General features: G+C 69.8%; 20 protein-coding genes, 1 pseudogene and 1 riboswitch. Of the genes and pseudogenes, 16 read left to right on the top strand and 5 right to left on the bottom strand.

What is annotated here, in order from left to right; translation table 11 throughout:
• Positions 1-349: 349 nt before the first annotated feature.
• The 5 genes and pseudogenes from ACGF4C_RS15230 to ACGF4C_RS15250 all read left to right on the top strand — a co-directional run.
• Positions 350-700: pseudogene (locus tag ACGF4C_RS15230) on the top strand (YraN family protein); the annotation flags it as partial.
• Complete coding sequence (locus ACGF4C_RS15235; RefSeq protein ID WP_393566492.1) at positions 701-2374, top strand: YifB family Mg chelatase-like AAA ATPase; 1674 nt, start codon at positions 701-703, stop codon at positions 2372-2374.
• A 169-nt stretch (positions 2375-2543) separates the two neighbouring features.
• Complete coding sequence (gene dprA, locus ACGF4C_RS15240) at positions 2544-3740, top strand: DNA-processing protein DprA (protein WP_393566609.1); 1197 nt, start codon at positions 2544-2546, stop codon at positions 3738-3740.
• Between the two features lie 361 nt (positions 3741-4101).
• Complete coding sequence (whiG, locus tag ACGF4C_RS15245; RefSeq protein WP_030415789.1) at positions 4102-4938, top strand: RNA polymerase sigma factor WhiG; 837 nt, start codon at positions 4102-4104, stop codon at positions 4936-4938.
• A 228-nt stretch (positions 4939-5166) separates the two neighbouring features.
• Positions 5167-5706, top strand: coding sequence for a TetR/AcrR family transcriptional regulator (locus ACGF4C_RS15250; RefSeq protein WP_393566611.1), 540 nt, complete (start codon positions 5167-5169; stop codon positions 5704-5706).
• A gap of 632 nt (positions 5707-6338) precedes the next feature.
• Here ACGF4C_RS15250 and ACGF4C_RS15255 read toward each other — a convergent pair.
• Entirely contained in the window at positions 6339-7640 is a 1302-nt protein-coding gene (locus tag ACGF4C_RS15255; RefSeq protein ID WP_393566494.1) for a murein hydrolase activator EnvC family protein, read from the bottom strand.
• Positions 7641-8001: 361 nt separating this feature from the next.
• On the opposite strand from ACGF4C_RS15255, the gene rpsB reads away from it, so the two are divergent.
• From rpsB to ACGF4C_RS15280, 5 genes are all read left to right on the top strand, one after another.
• Positions 8002-8892 carry a 30S ribosomal protein S2 gene (rpsB, locus tag ACGF4C_RS15260; RefSeq protein ID WP_030802456.1) on the top strand — a complete coding sequence of 297 codons (891 nt, stop codon included), beginning with the start codon at positions 8002-8004 and terminating at the stop codon, positions 8890-8892.
• A 106-nt stretch (positions 8893-8998) separates the two neighbouring features.
• A complete protein-coding gene (tsf, locus tag ACGF4C_RS15265; RefSeq protein WP_030413723.1) occupies positions 8999-9835 on the top strand; it encodes a translation elongation factor Ts in 837 nt (278 codons plus the stop codon).
• A gap of 163 nt (positions 9836-9998) precedes the next feature.
• Complete coding sequence (gene pyrH / locus ACGF4C_RS15270; protein ID WP_362145926.1) at positions 9999-10769, top strand: UMP kinase; 771 nt, start codon at positions 9999-10001, stop codon at positions 10767-10769.
• Between the two features lie 175 nt (positions 10770-10944).
• The gene (gene frr / locus ACGF4C_RS15275) at positions 10945-11502 is read left to right on the top strand and encodes a ribosome recycling factor (RefSeq protein WP_006602824.1); all 558 of its coding nucleotides are present in this window, start codon (positions 10945-10947) and stop codon (positions 11500-11502) included.
• A complete protein-coding gene (locus ACGF4C_RS15280) occupies positions 11502-12674 on the top strand; it encodes a phosphatidate cytidylyltransferase (protein ID WP_393566496.1) in 1173 nt (390 codons plus the stop codon). Before frr ends, ACGF4C_RS15280 begins: the two co-directional genes overlap by 1 nt.
• 192 nt (positions 12675-12866) lie before the next feature.
• Here the strand turns inward: ACGF4C_RS15280 and ACGF4C_RS15285 are convergent, their stop codons facing one another.
• Together ACGF4C_RS15285 and ACGF4C_RS15290 are read right to left on the bottom strand one after the other, a co-directional pair.
• Entirely contained in the window at positions 12867-13088 is a 222-nt protein-coding gene (locus ACGF4C_RS15285; RefSeq protein WP_393566498.1) for a hypothetical protein, read from the bottom strand.
• Positions 13085-13312, bottom strand: coding sequence for a hypothetical protein (locus ACGF4C_RS15290; protein ID WP_310727441.1), 228 nt, complete (start codon positions 13310-13312; stop codon positions 13085-13087). The genes ACGF4C_RS15285 and ACGF4C_RS15290 overlap by 4 nt, the downstream gene beginning before the upstream one ends.
• A gap of 80 nt (positions 13313-13392) precedes the next feature.
• Here ACGF4C_RS15290 and ACGF4C_RS15295 point away from each other — a divergent pair, with 80 nt between their 5' ends.
• The 6 genes from ACGF4C_RS15295 (at position 13393) to ACGF4C_RS15320 (ending at position 20670) form a co-directional block, all read left to right on the top strand.
• Positions 13393-14016: a TetR/AcrR family transcriptional regulator gene (locus ACGF4C_RS15295; RefSeq protein WP_393566499.1), complete on the top strand. Its 624-nt coding sequence runs from the start codon at positions 13393-13395 to the stop codon at positions 14014-14016.
• A gap of 626 nt (positions 14017-14642) precedes the next feature.
• On the top strand, positions 14643-15215 hold the full coding sequence (locus tag ACGF4C_RS15300; RefSeq protein WP_393566501.1) for an RICIN domain-containing protein: 573 nt from the start codon (positions 14643-14645) through the stop codon (positions 15213-15215).
• A 219-nt stretch (positions 15216-15434) separates the two neighbouring features.
• Positions 15435-16541 (top strand): 23S rRNA (adenine(2503)-C(2))-methyltransferase RlmN, encoded by a 1107-nt coding sequence (gene rlmN, locus ACGF4C_RS15305; RefSeq protein ID WP_393566503.1) that lies wholly within the window; start codon positions 15435-15437, stop codon positions 16539-16541.
• A 33-nt stretch (positions 16542-16574) separates the two neighbouring features.
• A riboswitch (TPP riboswitch) is annotated at positions 16575-16695 on the top strand.
• A 103-nt stretch (positions 16696-16798) separates the two neighbouring features.
• Positions 16799-17875 carry a thiamine ABC transporter substrate binding subunit gene (locus ACGF4C_RS15310; protein ID WP_393566505.1) on the top strand — a complete coding sequence of 359 codons (1077 nt, stop codon included), beginning with the start codon at positions 16799-16801 and terminating at the stop codon, positions 17873-17875.
• Positions 17876-17916: 41 nt separating this feature from the next.
• Positions 17917-19581 (top strand): ABC transporter permease, encoded by a 1665-nt coding sequence (locus ACGF4C_RS15315; RefSeq protein WP_393566506.1) that lies wholly within the window; start codon positions 17917-17919, stop codon positions 19579-19581.
• Positions 19582-20670 (top strand): ABC transporter ATP-binding protein, encoded by a 1089-nt coding sequence (locus tag ACGF4C_RS15320; protein WP_393566507.1) that lies wholly within the window; start codon positions 19582-19584, stop codon positions 20668-20670.
• A gap of 90 nt (positions 20671-20760) precedes the next feature.
• Here ACGF4C_RS15320 and ACGF4C_RS15325 read toward each other — a convergent pair whose 3' ends face one another.
• Positions 20761-21465, bottom strand: coding sequence for a response regulator (locus tag ACGF4C_RS15325; RefSeq protein WP_393566508.1), 705 nt, complete (start codon positions 21463-21465; stop codon positions 20761-20763).
• Positions 21459-22613: a sensor histidine kinase gene (locus tag ACGF4C_RS15330; protein WP_393566509.1), complete on the bottom strand. Its 1155-nt coding sequence runs from the start codon at positions 22611-22613 to the stop codon at positions 21459-21461. Before ACGF4C_RS15330 ends, ACGF4C_RS15325 begins: the two co-directional genes overlap by 7 nt.
• Positions 22614-23163: the final 550 nt, after the last annotated feature.

Raw genomic sequence — 23163 nt, forward strand, 5'->3', positions numbered from 1 at the left:
AACCAGCCGGTTATCCACCAAGATCCAATAGTTCTGGGCGAGGGCGTCACAGTCGGTGCCGGAGGTGGTACCGATGAACGCCACGCACGCCCGGCACCCGGCCGGCCCCGACACCCAGCCCCCGCCCACGCCCCGCCCGATCCACACGCCACACACGACCCCCGCGACACCAGGGACACTCCCGGCGCCCGCGAAACCCGGCACGGCAGCCGGGAAACCCAAGACGGCACCCGCGAAACCCCGGGCGACCGCACCGCCGCCCCGACCGGGGACAGCTCGAAAGCGACGTCCCCCGGCAACGACCGCACCCCCGGCAACGACCGCACCACCCCCACGCACCGACGTCCGGCGACGCGCCCTCGGCCGCTACGGCGAAGACCTGGCCGCCCGGCACCTCATCGACACCGGCATGCGCATCCTGGCCCGCAACTGGCGCTGCCGGGAGGGCGAGATCGACCTCGTCGCCGCCGACGGCGACGCCCTGGTGATCTGCGAGGTCAAAACCCGCCGCGCCGGCCGGTACGAACACCCCATGGCCGCCGTCCGCCCCGAGAAGACCGCCCGGCTCCGCACGCTCGCAGAACGCTGGATGGCCCGCCACGGTGGCCCACCGCCCGGCGGCGTCCGGATCGACGTGGTCGGCGTCGTCCTGCCCACCCGCGGCGCCCCGTCCGTCGAGCATGTGCGAGGGGTGGCCTGAATGGGATTCGCCCGCACCTGCTCGGTCGCCCTGGTCGGCGTCGAAGGAGTCGTCGTCGAGGTCCAGGCCGACCTCGAACCCGGCGTCGCCGCCTTCACCCTCGTCGGGCTCCCCGACAAGAGCCTCATCGAATCCCGGGACCGCGTGCGCGCCGCCGTGGTGAACTCCGGCGCCGAATGGCCCCAGAAGAAGCTCACCGTCGGCCTCAGCCCGGCCTCCGTACCCAAGGGCGGCAGCGGGTTCGACCTGGCCGTCGCCTGCGCCGTCCTGGGCGCCGCCGAGCGCCTCGACCCCCGCGAACTCACCGACCTCATGATGATCGGCGAACTCGGCCTGGACGGCCGGGTCCGGCCGGTGCGCGGCGTACTCCCGGCCGTACTTGCCGCCGCCGACGCCGGATACCGCCAGGTCGTCGTCCCCGAACGGACCGTCGCCGAGGCCTCACTCGTCCCCGGCATCTCCGTCCTCGGCGTCCGCAGCCTGCGCCAGCTCATCGCGGTCCTCGCCGACGAACCGGTACCCGAAGAGGAAGACGCCCCGCAGGAGGGCCGCCCCGACCCGCTGCTGGCCGGCCTGGTCGTCCCCGGCACCGGCACCGGCGCCGGCCTGCCGCGCGGCGACCACGTCCCCGACCTCGCCGACGTCGCTGGTCAGCACACCGCCCGCCGCGCCCTGGAGGTGGCCGCCGCCGGACGGCACCACATCTTCTTCAAGGGCCCGCCCGGCGCCGGCAAGACCATGCTCGCCGAACGCCTCCCCGGCCTGCTGCCACCCCTCACCCCCAAGGAGTCGCTGGAGGTCACCGCCGTCCACTCCGTGGCCGGCACCCTCCCGCCAGGACAGCCGCTGGTCGACCGGCCGCCCTACTGCGCACCGCACCACTCCGCGACCATGGCCTCCCTCGTCGGCGGCGGCACCGGACTGCCCCGCCCAGGAGCGGTCTCCCTCGCCCACCACGGCGTCCTCTTCGTGGACGAGGCCGCCGAATGCAGCCCCAGCGTCCTCGACGCACTGCGCCAGCCCCTGGAATCCGGCCATGTCGTCGTCGCCCGGGCCGCCGGCATGATCCGCATGCCCGCCCGCTTCCTCCTGGCCCTCGCCGCCAACCCCTGCCCCTGCGGACGGCACGGCACCCTCAGCGGCGGCTGCGAATGCCGCCCCTCCTCCATCCGCCGCTACCGCGCCCGCCTCTCCGGCCCCCTGATGGACCGGGTAGACCTGCGCATCGCCGTGGAACCGGTCGCCCGCTCCGAGCTCATCGCACTGAGCCGAGGCACCGAATCCAGCGCGACCGTGGCCGAGCGCGTACGGGCCGCCCGGGAACGCGCCGCGGCCCGCCTCGCCGGCACCCCCTGGCACACCAACAGCGAGGTACCCGGCCATGAGCTCCGCACCCGCTGGCAGGCCGACCCCGGCGCCCTCGCCCAGGCGGAACGCGACCTCGAATGCGGCCTCCTCACCGCCCGCGGACTCGACCGCGTCCTCCGCGTCGCCTGGACCGCCGCCGACCTGGCCGGCCGCGACCGCCCCACCGGCGAAGACGTCAACTGGGCCCTGGAGCTCCGCACCGGCGTACGACGCGGCGCCCTGACCACGGTGGGCAGCGGTACCTGCGACAGGACCCCCCACGAAACCGCAACCACCCACCGACCAGGCGCCCGGAACCAGGACTGACGGACTCATGACTGACGGACCCATGACCGGACTGGACGAATGGGGCTTCGCCGCACCCCGCCCCGCCCCCGACATCGAACCCCGCACGGGCAGCAACACCGCCCGCACCCCGCACGACCGGAACCACGAGGCACACGCCCACCGGAACCACGAGGCACACGCCCGCCTCATGGGAGACGCCCGGGCCCACCGTATGGGAGGAGGACCACCCCACCCGCCCTACGAACCGCAGCGCAGCGCCCGCGCCGCCCTCACCCGGATCCTCGAACCGGGCGACGAAACCGCCGGCCGCTGGCTGAACGACATGGGCCCGGTCGCCCTGCTGCACGCCCTCACCGACGAGGACGCGACCCCACCCCCGGGCGCCGCCCGGACCAAGCTCGCCGGCCTGAGAATGCGCGCCGCCCGCGCCCGCCCCGCCGAAGACCTCGCCGCCGTCGCCGCACTCGGCGGCCGGTTCCTCTGCCCCGGCGACGAGGAGTGGCCCAGTCAGCTCGACGACCTCGGCGACGCCCGCCCCATCGGCCTATGGGTGCGCGGCAGGGCCCACCTCCGGCTCTGGGCCCTGCGCTCCGTCGCCGTCGTCGGCGCCCGGGCCTGCACCGAATACGGCGCCCACCTCGCCACCACCCTCAGCGCCGGACTCGCGGAGCGCGGCTGGGCCGTCACATCCGGAGCCGCGTACGGCGTCGACGGCGCGGCGCACCGCGGCGCATTGGCCGCCAACGGCGCCACCATCGCCGTACTCGCCTGCGGCGTCGACTACGCCTACCCGCGCGGCCACACCGAGTTGATCGACCGCATCACCGAACAGGGCCTGGTCATCGCCGAGTTACCACCCGGCGACCATCCCACCCGCAGCCGCTTCGTCCAGCGCAACCGCGTGATCGCCGCCCTCACCCGGGGCACCGTCGTCGTGGAGGCCGAACTCCGCAGCGGTTCGCTCGTCACCGCCCGCCGGGCGCTCGCCCTCGGGCGCTTCACGATGGGCATGCCCGGCCCCGTCACCAGCGGCCTGTCCGCCGGAGTGCACCAACTCCTGCGCGGCGAGGCCGCGCTGGTCACCGACGCCGACGAGGTCATCGAACTCGTCGGCAGCATCGGCGACCTCGCACCCGAGCGGCGCGGACCGACCCACCTCCGCGACCTCCTCGACCCGGTCGCAACCCGCGTACTGGAGGCACTGCCCGCGCGCGGAAGCGCGGACACCGGTCATCTCGCGCGGGAAGCCGGCACATCCCGCGACCTCACCCACAACAAACTCTTCGAGCTGCAGTCCCTCGGATTCGTTCAAAGGTGCGGTGAGGGCTGGGAGTTGGCGCGACGCGCCGAGACGACCGAGGGTTCCCGGCGAGGCGGTACTTGACCTGGGGCGAACGGGTGAAAGGGTGAGGGGAATGACCGCAGAATCCAGGTTTGCCGTGCTTCGGTACCCGTGTCCGACCCACGGCGCGACAGCGATAGTGCGCAACGGGCATACGGCATCCCGTCCGCCCCGTCGCCGCGTCCACCCCCACGGCTCGCCACCGGCGCACGCCCGGCATCGCGCACACGCGTCGACACGCCGTACGAGGTAACCCTGAGGTGCGGGCAGCGGAACGTATCTGCGCACGCCCGAACTCGCCCTCATCGCGGACCGCAACACTCCGGTCACGCTACGCTCACACCCAATTCATCCCTCACACATCCATCCACCCGCGTCTCGGCAGAACGGCTCAAGGCGACGAATGCCCCAGCACACCTCCGGGTCTGACCGTGCGGCAGTACCACCCGCCGCACGCGGCAGCGTGCGCCCCGCCCCGCCCACCTCACTCGACGAGCTGTGGCGCTCCTACAAGGCATCCGGCGACGGGCGGCTGCGGGAACAGCTGATCCTGCACTACTCGCCGCTCGTCAAGTACGTCGCCGGCCGCGTCAGCGTCGGCCTGCCACCCAACGTCGAACAGGCCGACTTCGTCTCGTCCGGAGTGTTCGGACTGATCGACGCCATCGAGAAGTTCGACCCCGAACGCTCCATCAAATTCGAGACCTACGCCATCACGCGCATCCGCGGCGCCATGATCGACGAACTGCGCGCCCTGGACTGGATCCCCCGATCCGTGCGCCAGAAGGCCCGCGCCGTCGAGCGCGCCTACGCCACCCTCGAAGCGCAACTGCGCCGGACCCCGACCGAGGCGGAGGTCGCCGAGGAGATGGGCATCGCCCTGGAGGAGCTGCACGGCGTGTTCAGCCAGCTGTCCCTGGCGAACGTGGTGGCCCTCGAAGAGCTGCTGCACGTCGGTGGCGAGGGCGGCGAACGGCTCAGCCTGATGGACACCCTCGAGGACACCGCTGCCGAAAACCCGGTCGAGATCGCCGAGGACCGCGAACTCCGGCGGCTGCTCGCCCGGGCCATCAACACCCTGCCCGAACGCGAGAAGACCGTGGTCACCCTCTACTACTACGAGGGCCTCACGCTCGCCGAGATCGGCAACGTCCTCGGAGTCACGGAGAGCAGGGTCAGCCAGATCCACACCAAGTCCGTACTGCAGCTCAGAGCCAAGCTCGCCGACGTCGGCCGCTGAGTCCTCTGGTGTGGGGCCCACGCTGAGCCGGTCGCCGAGTCGCCTGCCGAGTCGCTTGCTGACTCCCCGCCGAGTCGCTTGCTGAGTCCCCGCCGAGTCGCCACGGACCCCACCGCTCGCCCTTCCCGGGGCGCCGTGTCGCCATGCGGAGTGCCACGCCGGGCACGCCATCCGTAGAGTGGTGACGTGCCCAGGATTCGAGCGGCCTCCGTGGCCGAGCACCGGACGATGCAGCGCGGCGCCCTGTTGGACGCCGCTCGCACCTTGCTGTCGGAAGGCGGAACCGAAGCGCTGACCTTCCCCGCCCTCGCCGAGCGCACCGGGCTCGCGCGCTCCTCCGTGTACGAGTACTTCCGCTCGCGCGCAGCCGTCGTCGAGGAGCTCTGCGCGGTCGACTTTCCCGTATGGGCCGCCGAGGTGGAGACGGCGATGCAGCGCGCCGACACCCCTGAGGAGAAGATCGAGGCGTACGTCCGGCGGCAGCTCGCCCTGGTCGGCGACCGGCGCCACCGTGCCGTCGTCGCCATCTCCGCCGGCGAGCTGGATGCCGGCGCACGCGAAAAGATCCGCGCGGCACACGGTGGCCTCATCGCCATGATCGTCGAAGCCCTCGCCGCCCTCGGCCACGAACAGCCCCGCCTCGCCGCGATGCTCCTCCAGGGCGTCGTCGACGCCGCGGTCCGCCGCATCGAACTGGGCGCCGCCGAGGACCCGACCGACATCACAGAGGCAGCGGTAGCCATGGCTCTACGCGGCATCCACGGCTAGCACCTCCGCGGCATCTAACGGCCAGCACCCCTCCGCGGCGCATCCACGGCTAGCTCCGCGGCATCTAACGGCCAGCACCCCTCCGCGGCGCATTCACGGCTGGCGCCTTCCGCGGCGTAGTCACGACTGGTGGCCCCCGCGGCGCGTCCGCCTACGGCCAGCGCCCTCTGCGGCGCATTCATCCACGGTCAGCGCCCCTGCGGCGCCCCCAGGGCCAGGCCGCGCGGCTTGCTGAACTGGGGATCTTGCCGGTCTTGGGGCCTTGCCGACCTGGGGGCCTTGACCGGCGTGGGCTTGCACGGATCGGTCGGGGCGGCCGGAACTCTGACCGGCTCCCTTCCCTCTCCCCCGGGGCCCTCCCCCTCCCCGCCCCCGCCCACCTCCTCTTCCCCACCCCCCACCCCAGCGCCTCACCCACCTCTCGCTCGTTGCCCGCAGCCCGCCGCAGCCCGCCGCAGCCCGCCGCAGCCCGCCGCAGCCCGCCGCAGCCCGCCGCAGCCCGCAGTGTCAGCTGGCCGGCACGGCGACCTGAGGGACTCGGTGGGACTCGGTGGGACTCGAGACGTCAGGCCCTCGCGACGTCACGGATTCAAGGCGCACCGGACGACCCGGGCGACTGCCCAGCGTGCACCTCACCCCTGCCGCTCCGCGCGCCCAGCCCCTCGTACCGGCCGACCTTTCGCCGCGCGATCAGCACGAAGTCGACCCAGTGCCCACATCGCCGCCCCCGCCAGGACGACCGCACCCATGACGGCAGTTCCCGTCGGTGCCGCCCCCGTCGTCCGTGCCGCGGGTGTCGCACCTACCGGACTCGCTGCTTTCACCGACTGATGCGGGCGCGGATCCCCAGGCTCCTTACTGTCGCTCGGCGGCAAAGGGACTCCGAACACCGGCAGCAGGCGTGACGGGCCTCCACCGCGCATGCTCGGCGGAAGCAGGGACAGCGGGTCCAGGTAGGTCTTGCCGCGGCGCAGTCCCCAGTGGAGGCACGGTGCCCGGCAGTGGAAAGGGCCTCGCTGGAGTACGGCGACCGGCTGGCCTGCTGCGACGCGCTGGCCCTTCCGGACGGTGGCGCGGACGGGTTCGTACGTCGTCCGTAAGGGAGGGCGGCCGGAGCGGGACACCTCGATGGTCAGCACGCCGCGGCCGGCCACGGTCCCGGCGTACGCCACTTGGCCCGGTGCTGCGGCCCGTACCGTCGTGCCGACGGACGCGGCCAGGTCCACGCCCCGGTGTCCGGCCGCCCATGGTGCCGGCGGTGGCTCCCAGCCGCGTAACACCGTGGGGCGTATCCCTTCCGGCCCCGCCACCGGCCAGGCGCGTTCACCTGCAGTGGTCGGCGGGCCACCGGGCTCAGCGCCACCAGCCCGCGTATCACCCATCCCCGTACCACCCGCCTCGGCACGGCCCATCAGCTGCGCATCGCGCACCGCCGCCACCTCCGACCCCAGCCGCCCAGCCGCCGCGTGTGCGAGCGGCGAGGTGGTCAAGGCCAGTCCCAGAGCCAGCGCCGGGGCCAGCAGGGCTCTGGTCACGCGGGCCGGAAAGAAGCAGCTCGGCCCGTAGTCCCCCGGGTCGCCGAGCGGTGGCAAGGGCGGGGAGGGGAACGGAGACGACGGGGGCAGGGGTAAGGGAGCCGGAGCCGGTCCCGTCGAGCCTGAGCTCCTCATCACCGACCCGCGCTCCGGCCGGCCTCGCACGCCGAGGAGCCGGCGGTGGCCGCCCAGCGCGCCCGAGACGATGTGCCGCCCCCCGCGCGGTCGGTCCCCGCCTGCGCCGTCGTGGCCGAGGCCGACGCCGCGCGGTCGGTCCCCCCGTACGTCCCGTCGTCGATCTTGTCGCGCCTGTCGTCGTCGGGTGTGGAGTTGCTGTGACGCGGGCCTTCGCCCCTGTCCTTGCTGCTGTCGTTGCTGTTGCTGTCGTCGCTGTCGCATGGGTCGACGGTGGCGCAGTTCGGCCGGGCGTGGGGATCTTGGTCGGGAACTGTGGACAACGGGCCGGATGTGGACAACTGCCTCACTCGGACGGGTGTCGGTCTCACCCGGTCAGGGCTCGAAATGATGCGTGTCGCCCGGTGCATCGGCCGTCCCGTACACTTCTGGTGGCGATCCGGGTCACCGGGTCGACTTCGCACGCCCCGCCGTCAGTGCAGCAGTCCCGTTCGGGCAGCACGTCGGCCGCGCTCCTCGGTCCTTGGACGGCTCCGCAAGGTGTCTTCCCCGGCAGGCGCGTCGGGGCGTCAGGCACCGCGGCCGACCGGTCGCAGTGGAACCGAGAACAACAAGGAGTACGGCCATGGCCGTCGTCACGATGCGGGAGCTGCTGGAGAGCGGCGTCCACTTCGGGCACCAGACCCGCCGCTGGAACCCGAAGATGAAGCGCTTCATCTTCACCGAGCGCAACGGCATCTACATCATCGACCTGCTCCAGTCGCTGTCGTACATCGACCGCGCCTACGAGTTCGTCAAGGAGACCGTCGCCCACGGCGGCTCCGTCATGTTCGTCGGTACGAAGAAGCAGGCCCAGGAGGCCATTGCCGAGCAGGCGACCCGCGTGGGCATGCCCTACGTGAACCAGCGCTGGCTCGGCGGCATGCTGACCAACTTCTCGACCGTCTACAAGCGCCTGCAGCGCCTCAAGGAGCTCGAGCAGATCGACTTCGAGGATGTGGCCGCGTCCGGCCTCACCAAGAAGGAGCTCCTGGTCCTCTCCCGTGAGAAGGCCAAGCTGGAGAAGACCCTGGGCGGTATCCGCGAGATGCAGAAGGTGCCCAGCGCCGTCTGGATCGTGGACACCAAGAAGGAGCACATCGCCGTCGGCGAGGCGCGCAAGCTCAACATCCCGGTCGTCGCGATCCTCGACACCAACTGCGACCCGGACGAGGTCGACTACAAGATCCCGGGCAACGACGACGCGATCCGCTCCGTCACCCTGCTCACCCGCGTGATCGCCGACGCCGTCGCCGAGGGCCTCATCGCCCGCTCCGGCGCCGCCACCGGCGACCAGAAGCCCGGCGACAAGGCTGCCGCCGAGCCGCTGGCCGAGTGGGAGCGCGACCTGCTTGAGGGCGAGAAGAAGGCCGACGAGGCCGAGAAGCCCGCCGAGGCCCCGGCCGCCGAGGCCCCCGCCGCCGAGGCCCCGGCCGCCGAGGCCGAGAAGCCGGCTGCGGACGCCGAGCAGGCCTGACCTCAGGACCGCTTGACGACGGCGGGGGAGTGCGCCACGAGCGCCGCCCCCGCCGTCCACCCGTAGATCTTTCGACTTCGAGATTTCGAGAAGAGATTCACAGACCATGGCGAACTACACCGCCGCCGACGTCAAGAAGCTCCGCGAGCTCACCGGCGCCGGCATGATGGACTGCAAGAAGGCCCTGGACGAGGCCGAGGGCAACGTCGACAAGGCCGTCGAGGCGCTGCGCATCAAGGGCCAGAAGGGTGTCGCCAAGCGCGAGGGCCGCTCCGCCGAGAACGGCGCGGTGGTCTCCCTGATCGCGGACGACAACACCTCCGGCGTCATCGTCGAGCTCAAGTGCGAGACGGACTTCGTCGCCAAGGGCGAGAAGTTCCAGGCCGTCGCCAAGGCGATCGCCGAGCACGTCGCGAAGACCTCCCCGGCCGACGTCGAGGCCCTGCTCGCCTCCGAGATCGAGGCCGGCAAGACGGTCCAGGCGTTCGTCGACGAGGCCAACGCCAACCTGGGCGAGAAGATCGTCCTGGACCGCTTCGCGCAGTTCTCCGGCGGCTACGTGACGGCGTACATGCACCGCACCATGCCTGACCTGCCGCCGCAGATCGGTGTCCTCGTCGAGCTCGACAAGGAGAACGCCGAGGTCGCCAAGGGTGTCGCCCAGCACATCGCCGCCTTCGCGCCGAAGTACCTCGCCCGCGAGGACGTTCCGGCCGAGGTCGTCGAGGCCGAGCGCCGCGTCGCCGAGGAGACCACCCGCCAGGAGGGCAAGCCCGAGGCCGCCCTTCCGAAGATCGTCGAGGGTCGCCTCAACGGCTTCTTCAAGGACGCGACGCTGCTCGGCCAGCCGTACGCGCTCGACAACAAGAAGTCCGTCGAGAAGGTCCTCCAGGAGGCCGGTGTCAGCCTGAAGCGCTTCTCGCGCATCAAGGTCGGCATCTGAGAGCCTGCCGCAAGGCAGCGAATGACCTACGACCCCGCTAGGGTCGTACGCAGTCGGCCGCTCACCGGCCGGCCGCAGATGTGACGAGGAGGCCATTGCCGCACAGGGATCTGGACCAGACCCACGGCAATGGCCTTCTTCGTATGTGCACGAGGAGAGCTCAATGAATCACGGTGCCGACAGCGCGCACACAGACCATGCCGCCAAGGACGGCAGGCGGCGCTTCCTGCTGAAGCTTTCCGGCGAGGCGTTCGCCGGCGGCGGCGGACTGGGCGTCGACCCCGACGTCGTGCACGCGATGGCCCGCGAGATCGCCGCCGTGGTGCGCGACGGCTACGAGATCGCCATCGTGATCGGCGGTGGCAACTTCTTCCGCGGTGCCGAACTCCAGCAGCGCGGCATGGACCGGGCCCGCTCCGACTACATGGGCATGCTCGGCACGGTGATGAACTGCCTGGCCCTCCAGGACTTCCTGGAGAAGGAGGGCATCGACTCCCGCGTCCAGACCGCGATCACCATGGGCCAGGTCGCCGAGCCCTACATTCCGCTGCGCGCGGTGCGCCACCTGGAGAAGGGCCGGGTCGTCATCTTCGGTGCCGGCATGGGCATGCCGTACTTCTCCACCGACACCACCGCCGCCCAGCGCGCCCTGGAGATCGACGCCGAGGCCATGCTGATGGGCAAGAACGGCGTGGACGGGGTCTACGACTCCGACCCCAAGGTCAACCCTGACGCGGTCAAGTTCGACGCCCTCGAATACGGTGAGGTCATCACCCGTGACCTGAAGGTCGCGGACGCCACCGCCATCACGCTGTGCCGGGACAACAAGCTCCCGATCCTCGTGTTCGAACTGCTCGCCGAGGGCAACATCGCGCGTGCGGTGAAGGGTGAGAAGATCGGCACGCTCGTCAGCGATCAGGACACCCGGGCCTGACGGCCCCAACTGCCGCCTTTCCGTACGGGCATCGGACCGTACGGGCGGCAACCACCGGCCGGGGTAAGACCTCGGTACGGGGATGGACAACCGCCTGCCGGTCGGACACCGTGCAGGAGTAGACGCGCGGCAGGGGCGAGGCTCTGCTTCTTACCGAAAAGACCAGGAGCAAGTGGTGATCGAAGAGATCCTCCTCGAAGCCGAGGAGAAGATGGAGAAGGCCGTCGTGGTCGCCAAGGAGGACTTCGCCGCGATCCGCACCGGGCGTGCGCACCCGGCGATGTTCAACAAGATCGTGGCGGACTACTACGGCGCCATGACGCCCATCAACCAGCTGGCGTCGTTCTCGGTTCCCGAACCGCGGATGGCCGTCGTGACCCCGTTCGACAAGAGCGCCCTGCGCAACATCGAGCAGGCGATCCGCGACTCCGACCTCGGCGTCAACCCGAGCAACGACGGCAACATCATCCGGGTGACCTTCCCCGAGCTGACCGAGGAACGCCGCAAGGAGTTCATCAAGGTCGCCAAGAACAAGGGCGAGGACGCGAAGATCTCGATCCGCAGCGTCCGCCGCAAGGCCAAGGAGACCCTGGACAAGCTGGTCAAGGACAAGGAGAGCGGCGAGGACGAGGTGCGCCGCGCCGAGAAGGAGCTCGACGACACCACCGCGAAGTACGTCGCGCAGGTGGACGAGCTGCTCAAGCACAAGGAATCCGAGCTCCTCGAGGTCTGATGAACGAGTCATCCTGGGGGGCCCCGCCCGGCGCCGGTCAATGGGGACCGCCCGAATACGGACCGGCCCCCTCGCTTCGCGGGGTGGCGCCGACCGCCTCGGCGGGTCCCGTGCACGACTGGGGCGATGCGGCGCAGACTCGGCCCATGCCCATCGTGCCCGAGCCAGGCGGACACCAGGACGACGACCGGGACAACCGGGAACATCGGCACATCCGGGATAACCGGGACCACCCGGACGACCGGGGGGCTGCTCCACGGAGCGGCCCCCTGTTCCGCGACGAACAGCCGCAGGAGCCCATGCCCACCTCCGTTCCCGGGTCCGACCGTTCGCCGGACTCAGAGAAGCCCAAGAAGAAGAGCGCGGGGCGCAATCTGCGCGCCGCGATAGGGGTCGGTGCCGGTCTCGGCGCGGTCATCCTGGCCTCGCTCTTCGTCTACAAGCCGGTCTTCATCGGCGTGATCGCGATCGCCGTTGTCGTCGGGCTGTGGGAACTGACCTCGCGGCTGGCGGAACGCAAGGACATCCGGGTGCCGCTCGTGCCGCTCGCGGTCGGCGGCACCGCCATGGTCGTCGCCGGCTATGTACGCGGCGCCGAGGGCGCCTGGGTGGCGATGGCGCTCACCGCGCTCGCCGTCCTCGTGTGGCGGATGACCGAGGCGCCCGAGAACTATCTGCGGGACGTCACCGCCGGTGTCTTCGCGGCGTTCTACGTGCCGTTCCTGGCGACGTTCGTGGCGCTGATGCTCGCGGCCGACGACGGGCCGCAGCGTGTGCTGACGTTCCTGCTGCTCACCGTCGTCAGCGACACCGGGGCGTACGCGGTCGGCTGGCGGTTCGGCAAGCACAAGCTCGCCCCCCGCATCAGCCCGGGCAAGACCCGCGAGGGCCTCGTCGGCGCACTGCTCTTCGCGATGGTCGCCGGCGCGCTGTGCATGGAATTCCTGATCAAGCACGGCGCATGGTGGCAGGGCCTGCTGCTCGGCCTTGCGGTCGCGGCCAGCGCCACACTCGGTGACCTCGGCGAATCCATGATCAAGCGGGACCTGGGCATCAAGGACATGGGCACCTTGCTTCCTGGGCACGGCGGCATCATGGACCGCCTGGACTCCCTCCTGCCGACGGCGCCCATCGTGTGGCTGCTCTTCGTGGTCTTCGTCGGAGCGGGCTGAGCCGAGCCCTACGGCGCCGCCCGGTTCCCGAGTGCGCCCGGCTTCCGAGCCGACGAGAACGAGCCGGAGCCCCCTGCCAGCGGATTGCGCTGGCAGGGGGCTTTTGCGTGCGGTGGGTGTGCGCGGGTGGCGGAGGCGGGGCAGGGGCGGGGTCGGGTGTCGGGTGGTTGGCCACTGCCGCGGGTGGGGGCCTCACTCGTCAAACGTCCGCTGCCGTTCGTCCGGCCGGCCGACTCGTCCGACTCGCCTCCAGATCACCGCCATCCCCAGCCCGAGCACCACCAGGGCCACGACGACGATGAGGATCTTGAGGGCGAAATCCATCAGCAGATGGTGGGCGAGATCGGACGCTGCCAGGTAGCGATGGGACGCGTCCAGGGCGAGGTCGGGCGCCTTCGGGGCAAACCCGGTCACCGTCGTCCGTCCCGCCGCCGGGTCCGGCCGGCCCCGTCCTCAAGCCGCCGGGCCGCCATGCGCAGTGCGGCCCGTAGGGCTGGGTCGGCATAGCGGCGTGCCTCGTCGAGCCGGCCCCTGCGCTTGAGGAACACGGCCACGCCGAAGACCACCAGGGCGAGCACCACGATGCCGCCCGCGATCACGCCGAACCTGATGAGCATGAGGTTGAGATACGTCTCCACCGGAGCCTCCCATTTTTGTATCACAGGTGTGACACAAAACAATTTATCACGGCTGTGATACGACGTGATAGAAAGAGGTCATGCCCAAGGTCGTGGATCCGGACGCCCGCCGCCGCGAGGTCGTCGACGCCCTGTTCCGAGTCGTCGTTCGGGACGGTCTGCAGCGCACCTCGCTGCGCGCCGTCGCCGACGAGGCCGGTCTCAACATCGGCTCCCTGCGCCACTACTTCGCCAGCCAGCAGGAACTGATGGACTTCGCCATGCAGTCGATGCTCGACGGCCTCACCGACCGGCTGCTCCGCCACGTCGAGCACATCGGAGACCTGAGCCGGCATCCCCCCGCGGAACGCCTCCGACTTGCCGCCGGCCTCCTGGCCGAACTCCTTCCGCTCGACGAACGCCGCCGCGCGGAGGTCACCGTCTTCCTCGACTTCAACGCGGCGGCCCGCACCAACCCGGCCTTCAAGGACCTCTCCGACCAGGCCGCCGCCGGCGCCCGACGACTGGTCCGCCGCGTCCTGACCCGTCTTGACGAGTCCGGCACCCTGCGCCCGGGCCGCGACCTGGACATCGAGACCGAGCGCCTGACCGCCCTCCTCGACGGCCTGGGCCTCGGCGCGGTCCGTAACCCCGACGTCCTGAGCCCACAGATCTGCACCGCCGTACTGGCGGCCCATCTGGGGGACTTGGCGGGGGAGGGGTAGGGGGTTAGAGAGGGCTTGGCGCCGGAGTCGATCGTTCGGGTCCTCGGTATCGTGCTGGGCGAGGCCGTCCATGGGCGAAGGCGCCCCTTCGTGGCGGATGCCAAATCGGCTCCAAAGGCAGCGAGTTACTTGCCGACCTGGACCTGAACGTTACCGATGTCTCCGGCAACGCCGTTGAGACGGACGTAGCGACAAATGCGCTCTACGGCACAGTTCGCATGGCGGTGGCTCGGACTCAAGAGATGGTGCTGACACCCGAAGATGCGGAATGTGTGGCGCACTCACTCCTCAATGCTGAGGTACGCATCCGCCGGGGTCGGAGTGGACGGACCAGCTCGCCGTAGGTCAGCCAGAAAGCCGTCCGGTTGAGCTGACTCATGACGGCTTCCCCGTCGAAAGGTGGGGAGGCACGGCGCCTCGGCGCGAGCTCCCTCCCTTACCGGCTGCCGATCTGTGCGAGTCGTGCTTCGATGGTGGGAAGCGCTGCCGGGCCTTCATCGGTGGCCCAGTGTCAGCCATAGACACGGCATCGGAGTTCGCTTCGCAGAGGCCCTGGAAAAGGACCGGCGGACGAGCCAACGTATTTCCTTCTCACCTCCTCGCAGAAGTCACGAGAGGGCACTCCTATGCGCAAAAACAACCGGACGCGCCGTCTTTTGACGGCATCGACAGTTCTTGTGGCCGGGGGCGTCATGCTCTTTCCCGATGGCGCGGTCGCACAGTCGGCTACGGATACTGCCCCGGCACGGATATCCGGAACCTTCCAGCTCGTCAATGCACAGACCGGTAAGTGTGCGACGGTTGCGGGCGGTGTCTCGACCGACAACAACGTCAGGCTCGTCCAGTTCAATTGCGATTCGCATCCCTCGCGTCGCTGGCTCGTCACCAACAGCAACGGCCGGTCCAATCAAATCGTCAACGACCAGACCCGCAAGTGCGCGACCGTCGCGGGCGGTGTCTCCACCGACAACAACGTCGAGCTCGTCCAGTTCAATTGCGATACGCACCCCTCGCGCCGCTGGATTATCACCAACCAGAACGGCAACTCGTTCCAGCTCGTCAATGCACAGACCGGCAAGTGCATGACGGTTGCGGGCGGCGTCTCCACCGACAACAACGTCACGCTCGTCCAGTTCACCTGCGACACACATCCGTCGCGCCGGTGGATCTTGCGTCGGGTCGGCGGAAACATCGACTGAACGGTTCGGCAGAATCATCGGGGAAGCGTTCCGTCGCCAGCCGAAGCAGGCAGCTGTCGGCGCAGCGGCCAGCCATCGTCGACAGCGCGCGGGCGCATGCCAGGTGGACCAACGACAACGACGTCAGACGACGACATGACCACACGGCGACTGAGGGTGACCGGCTAGTCGCATATCGCACCTGGGCCTCCCAAGACGATCTGCGACACTGGACGGACCATGCCTGCACCCGGAGAACTCACTTTCGTCGCGCCGCGCGGGGCCAAGAAGCCGCCGCGGCACCTTGCCGACCTCAGCCCCGTCGAGCGCCGCGAGGCGGTGGCCGCGATCGGTGAGAAGCCGTTCCGCGCCAAGCAGCTGTCGCAGCACTATTTCGCCCGTTACGCGCACGATCCGGCGCAGTGGACCGACATCCCGGCGGCGGCCCGCGAGAAGCTGGCGAGCGAGCTGCTGCCGGACCTGATGACGGTCGTACGGCACATCTCGTGCGACGACGACACCACCCGCAAGACGCTGTGGAAGCTGCACGACGGCACGCTCGTCGAGTCCGTCCTGATGCGTTACCCGGACCGGGTCACCATGTGCATCTCCTCGCAGGCCGGGTGCGGGATGAACTGTCCGTTCTGCGCGACCGGCCAGGCCGGGCTGGACCGCAATCTCTCGACCGCGGAGATCGTGCACCAGATCGTCGACGGGATGCGGGCACTGCGCGACGGTGAGGTGCCGGGCGGTCCGGCGCGGCTGTCCAACATCGTCTTCATGGGCATGGGCGAGCCCCTGGCCAACTACAAGAGGGTGGTCGGCGCCATCCGCCGGCTGACCGACCCGGAGCCCGACGGACTGGGCATCTCCCAGCGCGGCATCACCGTCTCCACGGTCGGCCTGGTCCCGGCGATGCTGCGGTTCGCCGACGAGGGCTTCAAGTGCCGTCTCGCCGTGTCGCTGCACGCCCCGGACGACGAGCTGCGCGACACGCTCGTTCCCGTCAACACGCGCTGGAAGGTCCGCGAGGTGCTGGACGCGGCGTGGGAGTACGCCGAGAAGTCCGGCCGCCGGATCTCGATCGAGTACGCCCTGATCCGCGACATCAACGACCAGGCATGGCGTGGTGACCTCCTCGGCCGGCTGCTCAAGGGCAAGCGGGTCCATGTGAACCTCATTCCGCTCAACCCGACGCCCGGGTCGAAGTGGACCGCCTCGCGCCCCGAGGACGAGCGGGCGTTCGTCCAGGCCATCGAGGCGCACGGGGTTCCGGTGACCGTCCGGGACACCCGCGGTCAGGAGATCGACGGCGCCTGCGGGCAGCTCGCCGCCTCGGAACGCTGACTGTCCGCTGGTACTGTGTGATCGAACAAATGCACATTCCGACAGGGGAGCGCCACAGCGCTGAGAGTGCGGAAGCGTCGTAGCCATACGATGCCCGCAGACCCTTGAACCTCGCCCGGGTCATTCCGGGTAGGAAGTTCGGTCGTCACTCATGCTGTTGCGCCCCGCCCTGCGTCCCCTCCGTACGTCCCCCGACGTCGAGAGCCGAGGACACCGGGCGGGGCCGCGTCTCTTCCTGGCCAGCCAGGAGGAAATCAGTGAGCACCACCAGCAGGATCACCGCGGCAGCGCTCGCCGCCGCGGTCGGTATGACCACGCTTGCCGCATGCGGCGGCTCGGGCGGCGGGAGCGCGGACGCCAAGACCGTCACGCTCGTCAGCCATGATTCGTTCGCTGTCTCCAAATCCGTCCTGGCCGCCTTCGAGAAGGAAAGCGGCTACAAGGTCAACTTCGTCAAGGGCGGGGACGCCGGCAAGGCCGTCAACCAGGCGATCCTGTCCAAGGACAACCCCCAGGGCGATGTCTTCTTCGGAATCGACAACACTCTCCTTTCACGGGGACTGAACGAAGGGCTGTTCACCCCCTACAAGGCCAAGGGCCTGGACAACGTCCCGGCCGCCCTGCAGCTCGACAAGGACCGGCACCGCGTCACCCCGCTCGACTACGGCGACATCTGCGTCAACTACGACCGCGCCTACTTCGCCAAGCACAAGCTCGCGCCGCCGACCACCCTCGACGATCTGACCAAGCCGCAGTACAAGAACCTGCTCGTCACCGAGAACTCCGCCACCTCCTCTCCGGGGCTCGCCTTCCAGCTCGCCACCATCGCCAAGTACGGGAACGCCGGCTGGCAGAACTACTGGAAGAAGCTCAAGGCCAACGGCGTCGAGGTCGTCGACGGCTGGGAGCAGGCGTACAACGACCGCTTCTCGGGCTCCGCCGCAGGCGCGGGCAAGGGCGACAAGCCGCTGGTCGTCTCCTACGCCTCCAGCCCGCCGGCCGAGGTCCTCGGCAAGAAGCCCGCCCCCAAGGAGGCCCCGACCGGGGTGGCGACCGGCACCTGCTTCCGGCAGATCGAATTCGGTGGTCTGCTCAAGGGCGCGAAGAACGAGAAGGGCGGCAAGGCGCTCCTGGACTTCCTCCTGAGCAAGCAGTTCCAGGAGGACGAACCGCTCAAGATGTTCGTCAACCCGGCGCGCCAGGACGCCAAGGTGCCCACGCTGTTCACCAAGTACGGCACCAAGATCGACAAGCCGACGACGCTGCCGCCGGAAACGATCACCAAGAACCGTGAACAGTGGATCAAGCAGTGGTCCTCGCTCGTTCTGAAGTAGTCCACACCCGGCGGCGCACGCGCCCCGCGCGGGGAACGGCGGTGCGGCTCGGCCTGATGGCGGTGCCGCTCGCCTTCTTCGCGCTGTTCTTCGCCTATCCGGTGGCCGCCATCGTCGGACGGGGGCTGAAGGACGGCGGGCAGTGGCAGCTCGGCCGGCTCGGAGCCGTACTGACCGACCCGGACATCGTCCATGTGCTGTGGTTCACCGTCTGGCAGGCAGCGGCCTCCACCGGCCTGACGCTGCTCATCGCACTGCCCGGGGCTTACGTCTTCGCGCGTTTCGACTTCCCCGGCAAACAGCTGCTGCGTGCGGTGGTGGCGGTGCCGTTCGTGCTGCCGACCGTTGTCGTCGGCTCCGCCTTCCTGGCCCTCGTCGGCCGTGGAGGGCTGCTGGACGAACTCTGGGGCCTGCGCCTGGACACCTCGGTGTGGGCGATTCTGCTCGCGCACGTCTTCTTCAACTACGCCGTGGTCGTACGGACCGTCGGCGGGCTGTGGGGGCAACTCGATCCGCGTCAGGAAGAGGCCGCGCGCGTACTGGGCGCCGGGCGGTTCGCGGCCTGGCGCAGGGTGACGCTGCCCGCACTGGGGCCGGCCGTGGCGGCGGCCGCCCTGATGGTCTTCCTCTTCACCTTCACCTCCTTCGGCGTGGTCCAGATCCTGGGCGGCCCCACCTTCTCGACGCTGGAGGTGGAGATCTACCGGCAGACCGCGGACTTCCTGGACCTGCCGACAGCCGCGGTCCTCACCATGATCCAGTTCGCGGCCGTACTGGGCGTTCTCGCGCTGCACGCCTGGACGGTGCGCCGGCGGGAGACCGCACTCCGGCTCGTGGATGCCTCGCAGGCCGCCCGTCGACCGCGCGGCCGCGGCCAATGGGCACTGCTGTGGGGCAACTTCCTGATCATTACTGTGCTGCTCATCGGCCCGCTGGTCGTGCTCGTCGAGCGGTCTTTCGCCGGCCCTGACGGCTACGGGACGATCTTCTACGACTCGTTGCGCTCCGCCGCGTCCGCCGACAGCACCTTCGCCGTCGCCCCGCTCGACGCCCTGTGGAACTCCCTCGCCTACGGAGCCGCGGCGACGCTGATCGCCTTGGTGATCGGCGGGCTGGCGGCCGCCGCCCTGACCTTGCCTCGGCTCCGCAGGAGGCCGTCCGGGCGGACACCTGTCGTCAACCGGTTCGTCCGGGGCTTCGACGCCCTCCTGATGTTGCCCCTCGGTGTCTCCGCGGTGACCGTCGGCTTCGGCTTTCTGATCACCCTCGACAAGCCGCCTCTGGACCTGCGTGCCTCCTGGTGGCTGGTCCCGCTCGCCCAGGCGCTGGTCGGGGTGCCGTTCGTGGTCCGGACGATGCTGCCTGTCCTGAAGGCGGTCGACGGGCGACTGCGCGAGGCCGCCGCCGTTCTCGGTGCCTCGCCATGGCGGGTATGGCGCGAGGTCGATCTTCCGATGGTGCGGCGGGCCCTGCTGATCGCCGCAGGGTTCGCCTTCGCCGTGTCGCTCGGCGAGTTCGGTGCGACGGTGTTCATCGCACGGCCGGACCACCCGACGCTTCCGGTGGCCGTGGCACGGCTGCTGGGGCGAGCGGGAGAGCTCAACTACGGGCAGGCGATGGCTCTGTCGACCATCCTGATGGTGGTCTGCGCCGGCGCCCTGCTGGTCCTGGAGCGCATCCGCATCAACCACCCCGGGGAGTTCTAGATGACGGCACGGGCCGAGACCACTGTGCTGGACCTGCTGCGCCTGGACGGCGTGACCGTCCGCTTCGGCTCCGCCGACCGCCCCGCCCTGGACTCGGTGGACCTGGATGTCGCCGCGCACGAAATCGTGTGCGTCCTGGGCCCGAGCGGCAGTGGCAAGTCCACCCTGCTGCGGGTGGTCGCCGGTCTTCAGCAGGCCGACGCGGGTCGGGTGCTGCTGGAAGGGCGGGATCAGGCGGGAGTGGCCACGCACCGGCGCGGGGTCGGCCTGATGTTTCAGGACCACCAGCTTTTCCCTCAGCGGGACGTCGCGGGCAATGTCGCCTTCGGGCTGCGGATGCGACGCACCGCGCGCACCGACCGGGACCGTACGGTCGCCGAACTGCTCGACCTGGTCGGGCTCCCGGGCGCCGAGCGGCGCGCCGTGGCGTCCCTGTCCGGCGGTGAACAGCAGCGGGTCGCACTGGCCCGCGCGCTCGCCCCGCGCCCCCGCCTGCTGATGCTGGACGAACCGCTCGGTCAGCTCGACCGCGGTCTTCGCGAGCGGCTGGTCGTCGAACTGCGCAGTCTCTTCCAGGAGTTGGGGACGACCGTACTGGCTGTCACCCACGACCAGGGTGAGGCCTTCGCGCTCGCCGACCGGGTCGTGGTGATGCAGGAGGGCCGGATCGCGCAGATCGGCACTCCGCTGGAGGTCTGGCAGCGCCCGGCCTCGGAGTTCGTCGCCCGCTTCCTCGGCTTCGACAATGTGGTCGAGGCGACGGTGCAGGGGGAGGCCGCCGTCACCCCGTGGGGCAAGGTGCCGATCCCGAACGGGACCCCGGACGGACCGTGCCGGCTGCTCGTACGTCCGGCCGGTGTGCGGCTGATGCCCGCGCCTGAGGGCCTGCCTTGTAGGGTCGCGGCCCGCACTTTCCGAGGTACGCACGTCGCCCTGCTGCTCCAGCCCTCTGGCGGTCCGCAGTTGGAGGCGGCCTGCGCCCTGCGCGAGGCGCCGGAGGTGGGAGAGCGCGTGGGGATCGCGTTCACCGCACAGGACGTCGTGGTCCTGGACGCTGTGAAAAAGGACGCTTCGACCCCGGCGGAATAACTGGCGGGTGCGGAGTAACTGTGTCTGTGCTTGTGCTTGCGCCTCTGCCACGGCCATGGAGTGCTCCTTGAGGTGGTCGTCGTGTCTTGTTCAGGGGTGGTTTGTTGGTCGTGCGTGGGGAAGGGAGTCCGGCCGGCTGTCCCGCGGGACCACCAGGCCCAACTCGTAGGCAAGGATCACCGCTTGAGCGCGGTCACGTAGACCCATCTTGGTGAACAGCCGGTTGATGTGCGTCTTGACGGTGTGGTCGGTGATTGTCAGTCGTTCGGCGATCTCCGCGTTGGAAAGTCCCTGAGCGATCTGAACGAGCACCTCCACCTCGCGGCCGGTCAGCTCCTCTACCGTGCGTACGGGCACCGGTGCCGCGCGCTGCTTGACGAAGGCCGCGATGAGCCGCTTCGTCAGTTCCGGCGCGAGAAGGGCATTCCCCTCCGCCACCACCCTTACGGCATGGAGAAGTTCCGGGAAGGTCGCATCTTTCAGCAGGAAGCCGCTGGCCCCGGCCGCGAGCGCGTCATAGACGTACTCGTCGAGACCGAACGTCGTCAGCATCAGCGCTTTCGTGGTGCCGCCGGACGCCCGGGTGATCTCCCGAGCAGCCTCGATGCCGTTCTTGTGCGGCATGCGGATGTCCAGCAGCGCCAGGTCGGGCCGCTGCTTCGCGGCGACACGCACCGCCTGGACTCCGTCCTCGGCCTCACCGACCACCTCGATGTCGTCCTGAGTGCCCAGCAGATTGACGAAGGCGGTGCGGACGACCGCCTGGTCGTCAGCGACGATTGCTCTGATCACCAAGGGATTTCCGCTTCTATGAGAAAGCCGCCGTCGGGTCCGGGCCCGGCTGTGAACTTCCCGCCGAGCAGCGCCGCCCGCTCCTGCATGCCGACCAGCCCGTGGCCGGTGTGGACCGCATCCACCGGACCTGGTCCGTCGTCCGCGATGCGCACCGCCAGCCGGTCGGAGCAGTAGCCGATCTCCACCACCGTATGAGCCCCCGGAGCATGCCGACGCGCGTTGGTCAGCCCCTCCTGCACGATGCGGTATGCGGACAGCTCCCAGGAGGTGGGCAGCGCAACGCGTTCACCGCTGATGCGCAGCTCGACCTCACCGCCCACCGAGCGGTGCTGGGTTATGAGGTCGTCCAGTGCGTCGAGGGTCGGCTGGGGAGCCGTGCCGGCCTTGTCATCGGGCCCCGTCCGCAGGGCGCCCAGCAGCCGGCGCAGCTCCGTCATCGACGAGCGGGCGGAGGCGGCGATCTGCTGAAAGCCCTCGCGGGCCTGCGGCGAGAGACCTGGGGTGGTGTAGGTGGCGCTCTCGGCCTGGACCGCGATCATCGAGACCGAGTGCGAGATGACATCATGGAGTTCGCGGGCGATCGCCGCCCGCTCGGCATCGGCTGCCTGCTGCCGCTCCATCTCGATCAAGCGAGCCTGTGCCGCGGCGCGCTCCCGACGTGTTTCCTCCCGTGCACGCACCGCATCACCCATCGCCACCGCCGCAAGGATCGCCATGCTCAGTACGAACCACTCGGCATACAGACTGGCGGAGTGGGCGGGCCATCCCCATGTCGCAATGTGCCACTGATTCACGATGAGCGAGAGAACCGAGCCGGCGACGACAACGACCGCAGGGTGGGCAACTCTGCGACGCCCGAGGGTGTAGCAGCTGATCAGCCCGCTCGCGGCGGCCGCGATATAGAGGTCGCTGCCGGCCGCGAAGCTGACCTGGACCGCTACGACCGCGACCACTGCGATGACTGGGTAGGAACGGCGCCAAGCCAGGGCCGCGGTGGACGCCAGCACGGCGAGCGCGATCACCAGCGAGTGCCGCGGCACGACCACCAGTTCCGCGGCAGCGAACGCCGTCAGCGCTCCGCCGGTGATCCAGGGGTATGAGGGCGACGCGATCCACCCGCGCAGCCGATGCTGGAGAGATTTGCTCATGCCGATATTTTTCAAAACCGAGCCTCGCCGCAGCGTCGCCGCACGGGTTGATCTCTCGACCACATGTCATGCCACGGGTTGACGCCGAGGTTCAGTTGCTGGGTTGACGCCCTGCGAGCCAGCACTTCGTAGCCTCGTGATCACGCGAGGACGGAGGAATGATGGGCTACCAATACCCCTTATATGTAACGCAGTTGTCGACGTCGCGGCTGGTGAAGCCGGCCGCGTGCGGGCTGCATGATGAACGGCGCGCGGGCTCGCCCGCCGAGAAGTGGGGACAGAGCGTCGGCGCAATCGTCGCCCTCGGCCGGCACCCGTCGCAGACTCGCGGCACGGTCGGGGGTGGTGGGGGCCGGCTGCACGCCCCACATTGCGCGGGCCAGTGTGGCCAGTCATATGGACGACGGACGCAGTCGGCATGCCGTTTCGAAATACCGCAACGCCATGCTGACCGACACCGATGCCGTGCAACTGGCAACTGGCAACTGACGGAGGGAGAAAGGGCGTGTCCGGGGCAGCTCGGAGTGAGACTGCGACTGGGACCGGCTCC

Origin of the sequence: Streptomyces sp. NPDC048197, from assembly GCF_043202395.1 — a bacterium.
GTDB classification, from domain to species: domain Bacteria; phylum Actinomycetota; class Actinomycetes; order Streptomycetales; family Streptomycetaceae; genus Streptomyces; species Streptomyces siderophoricus.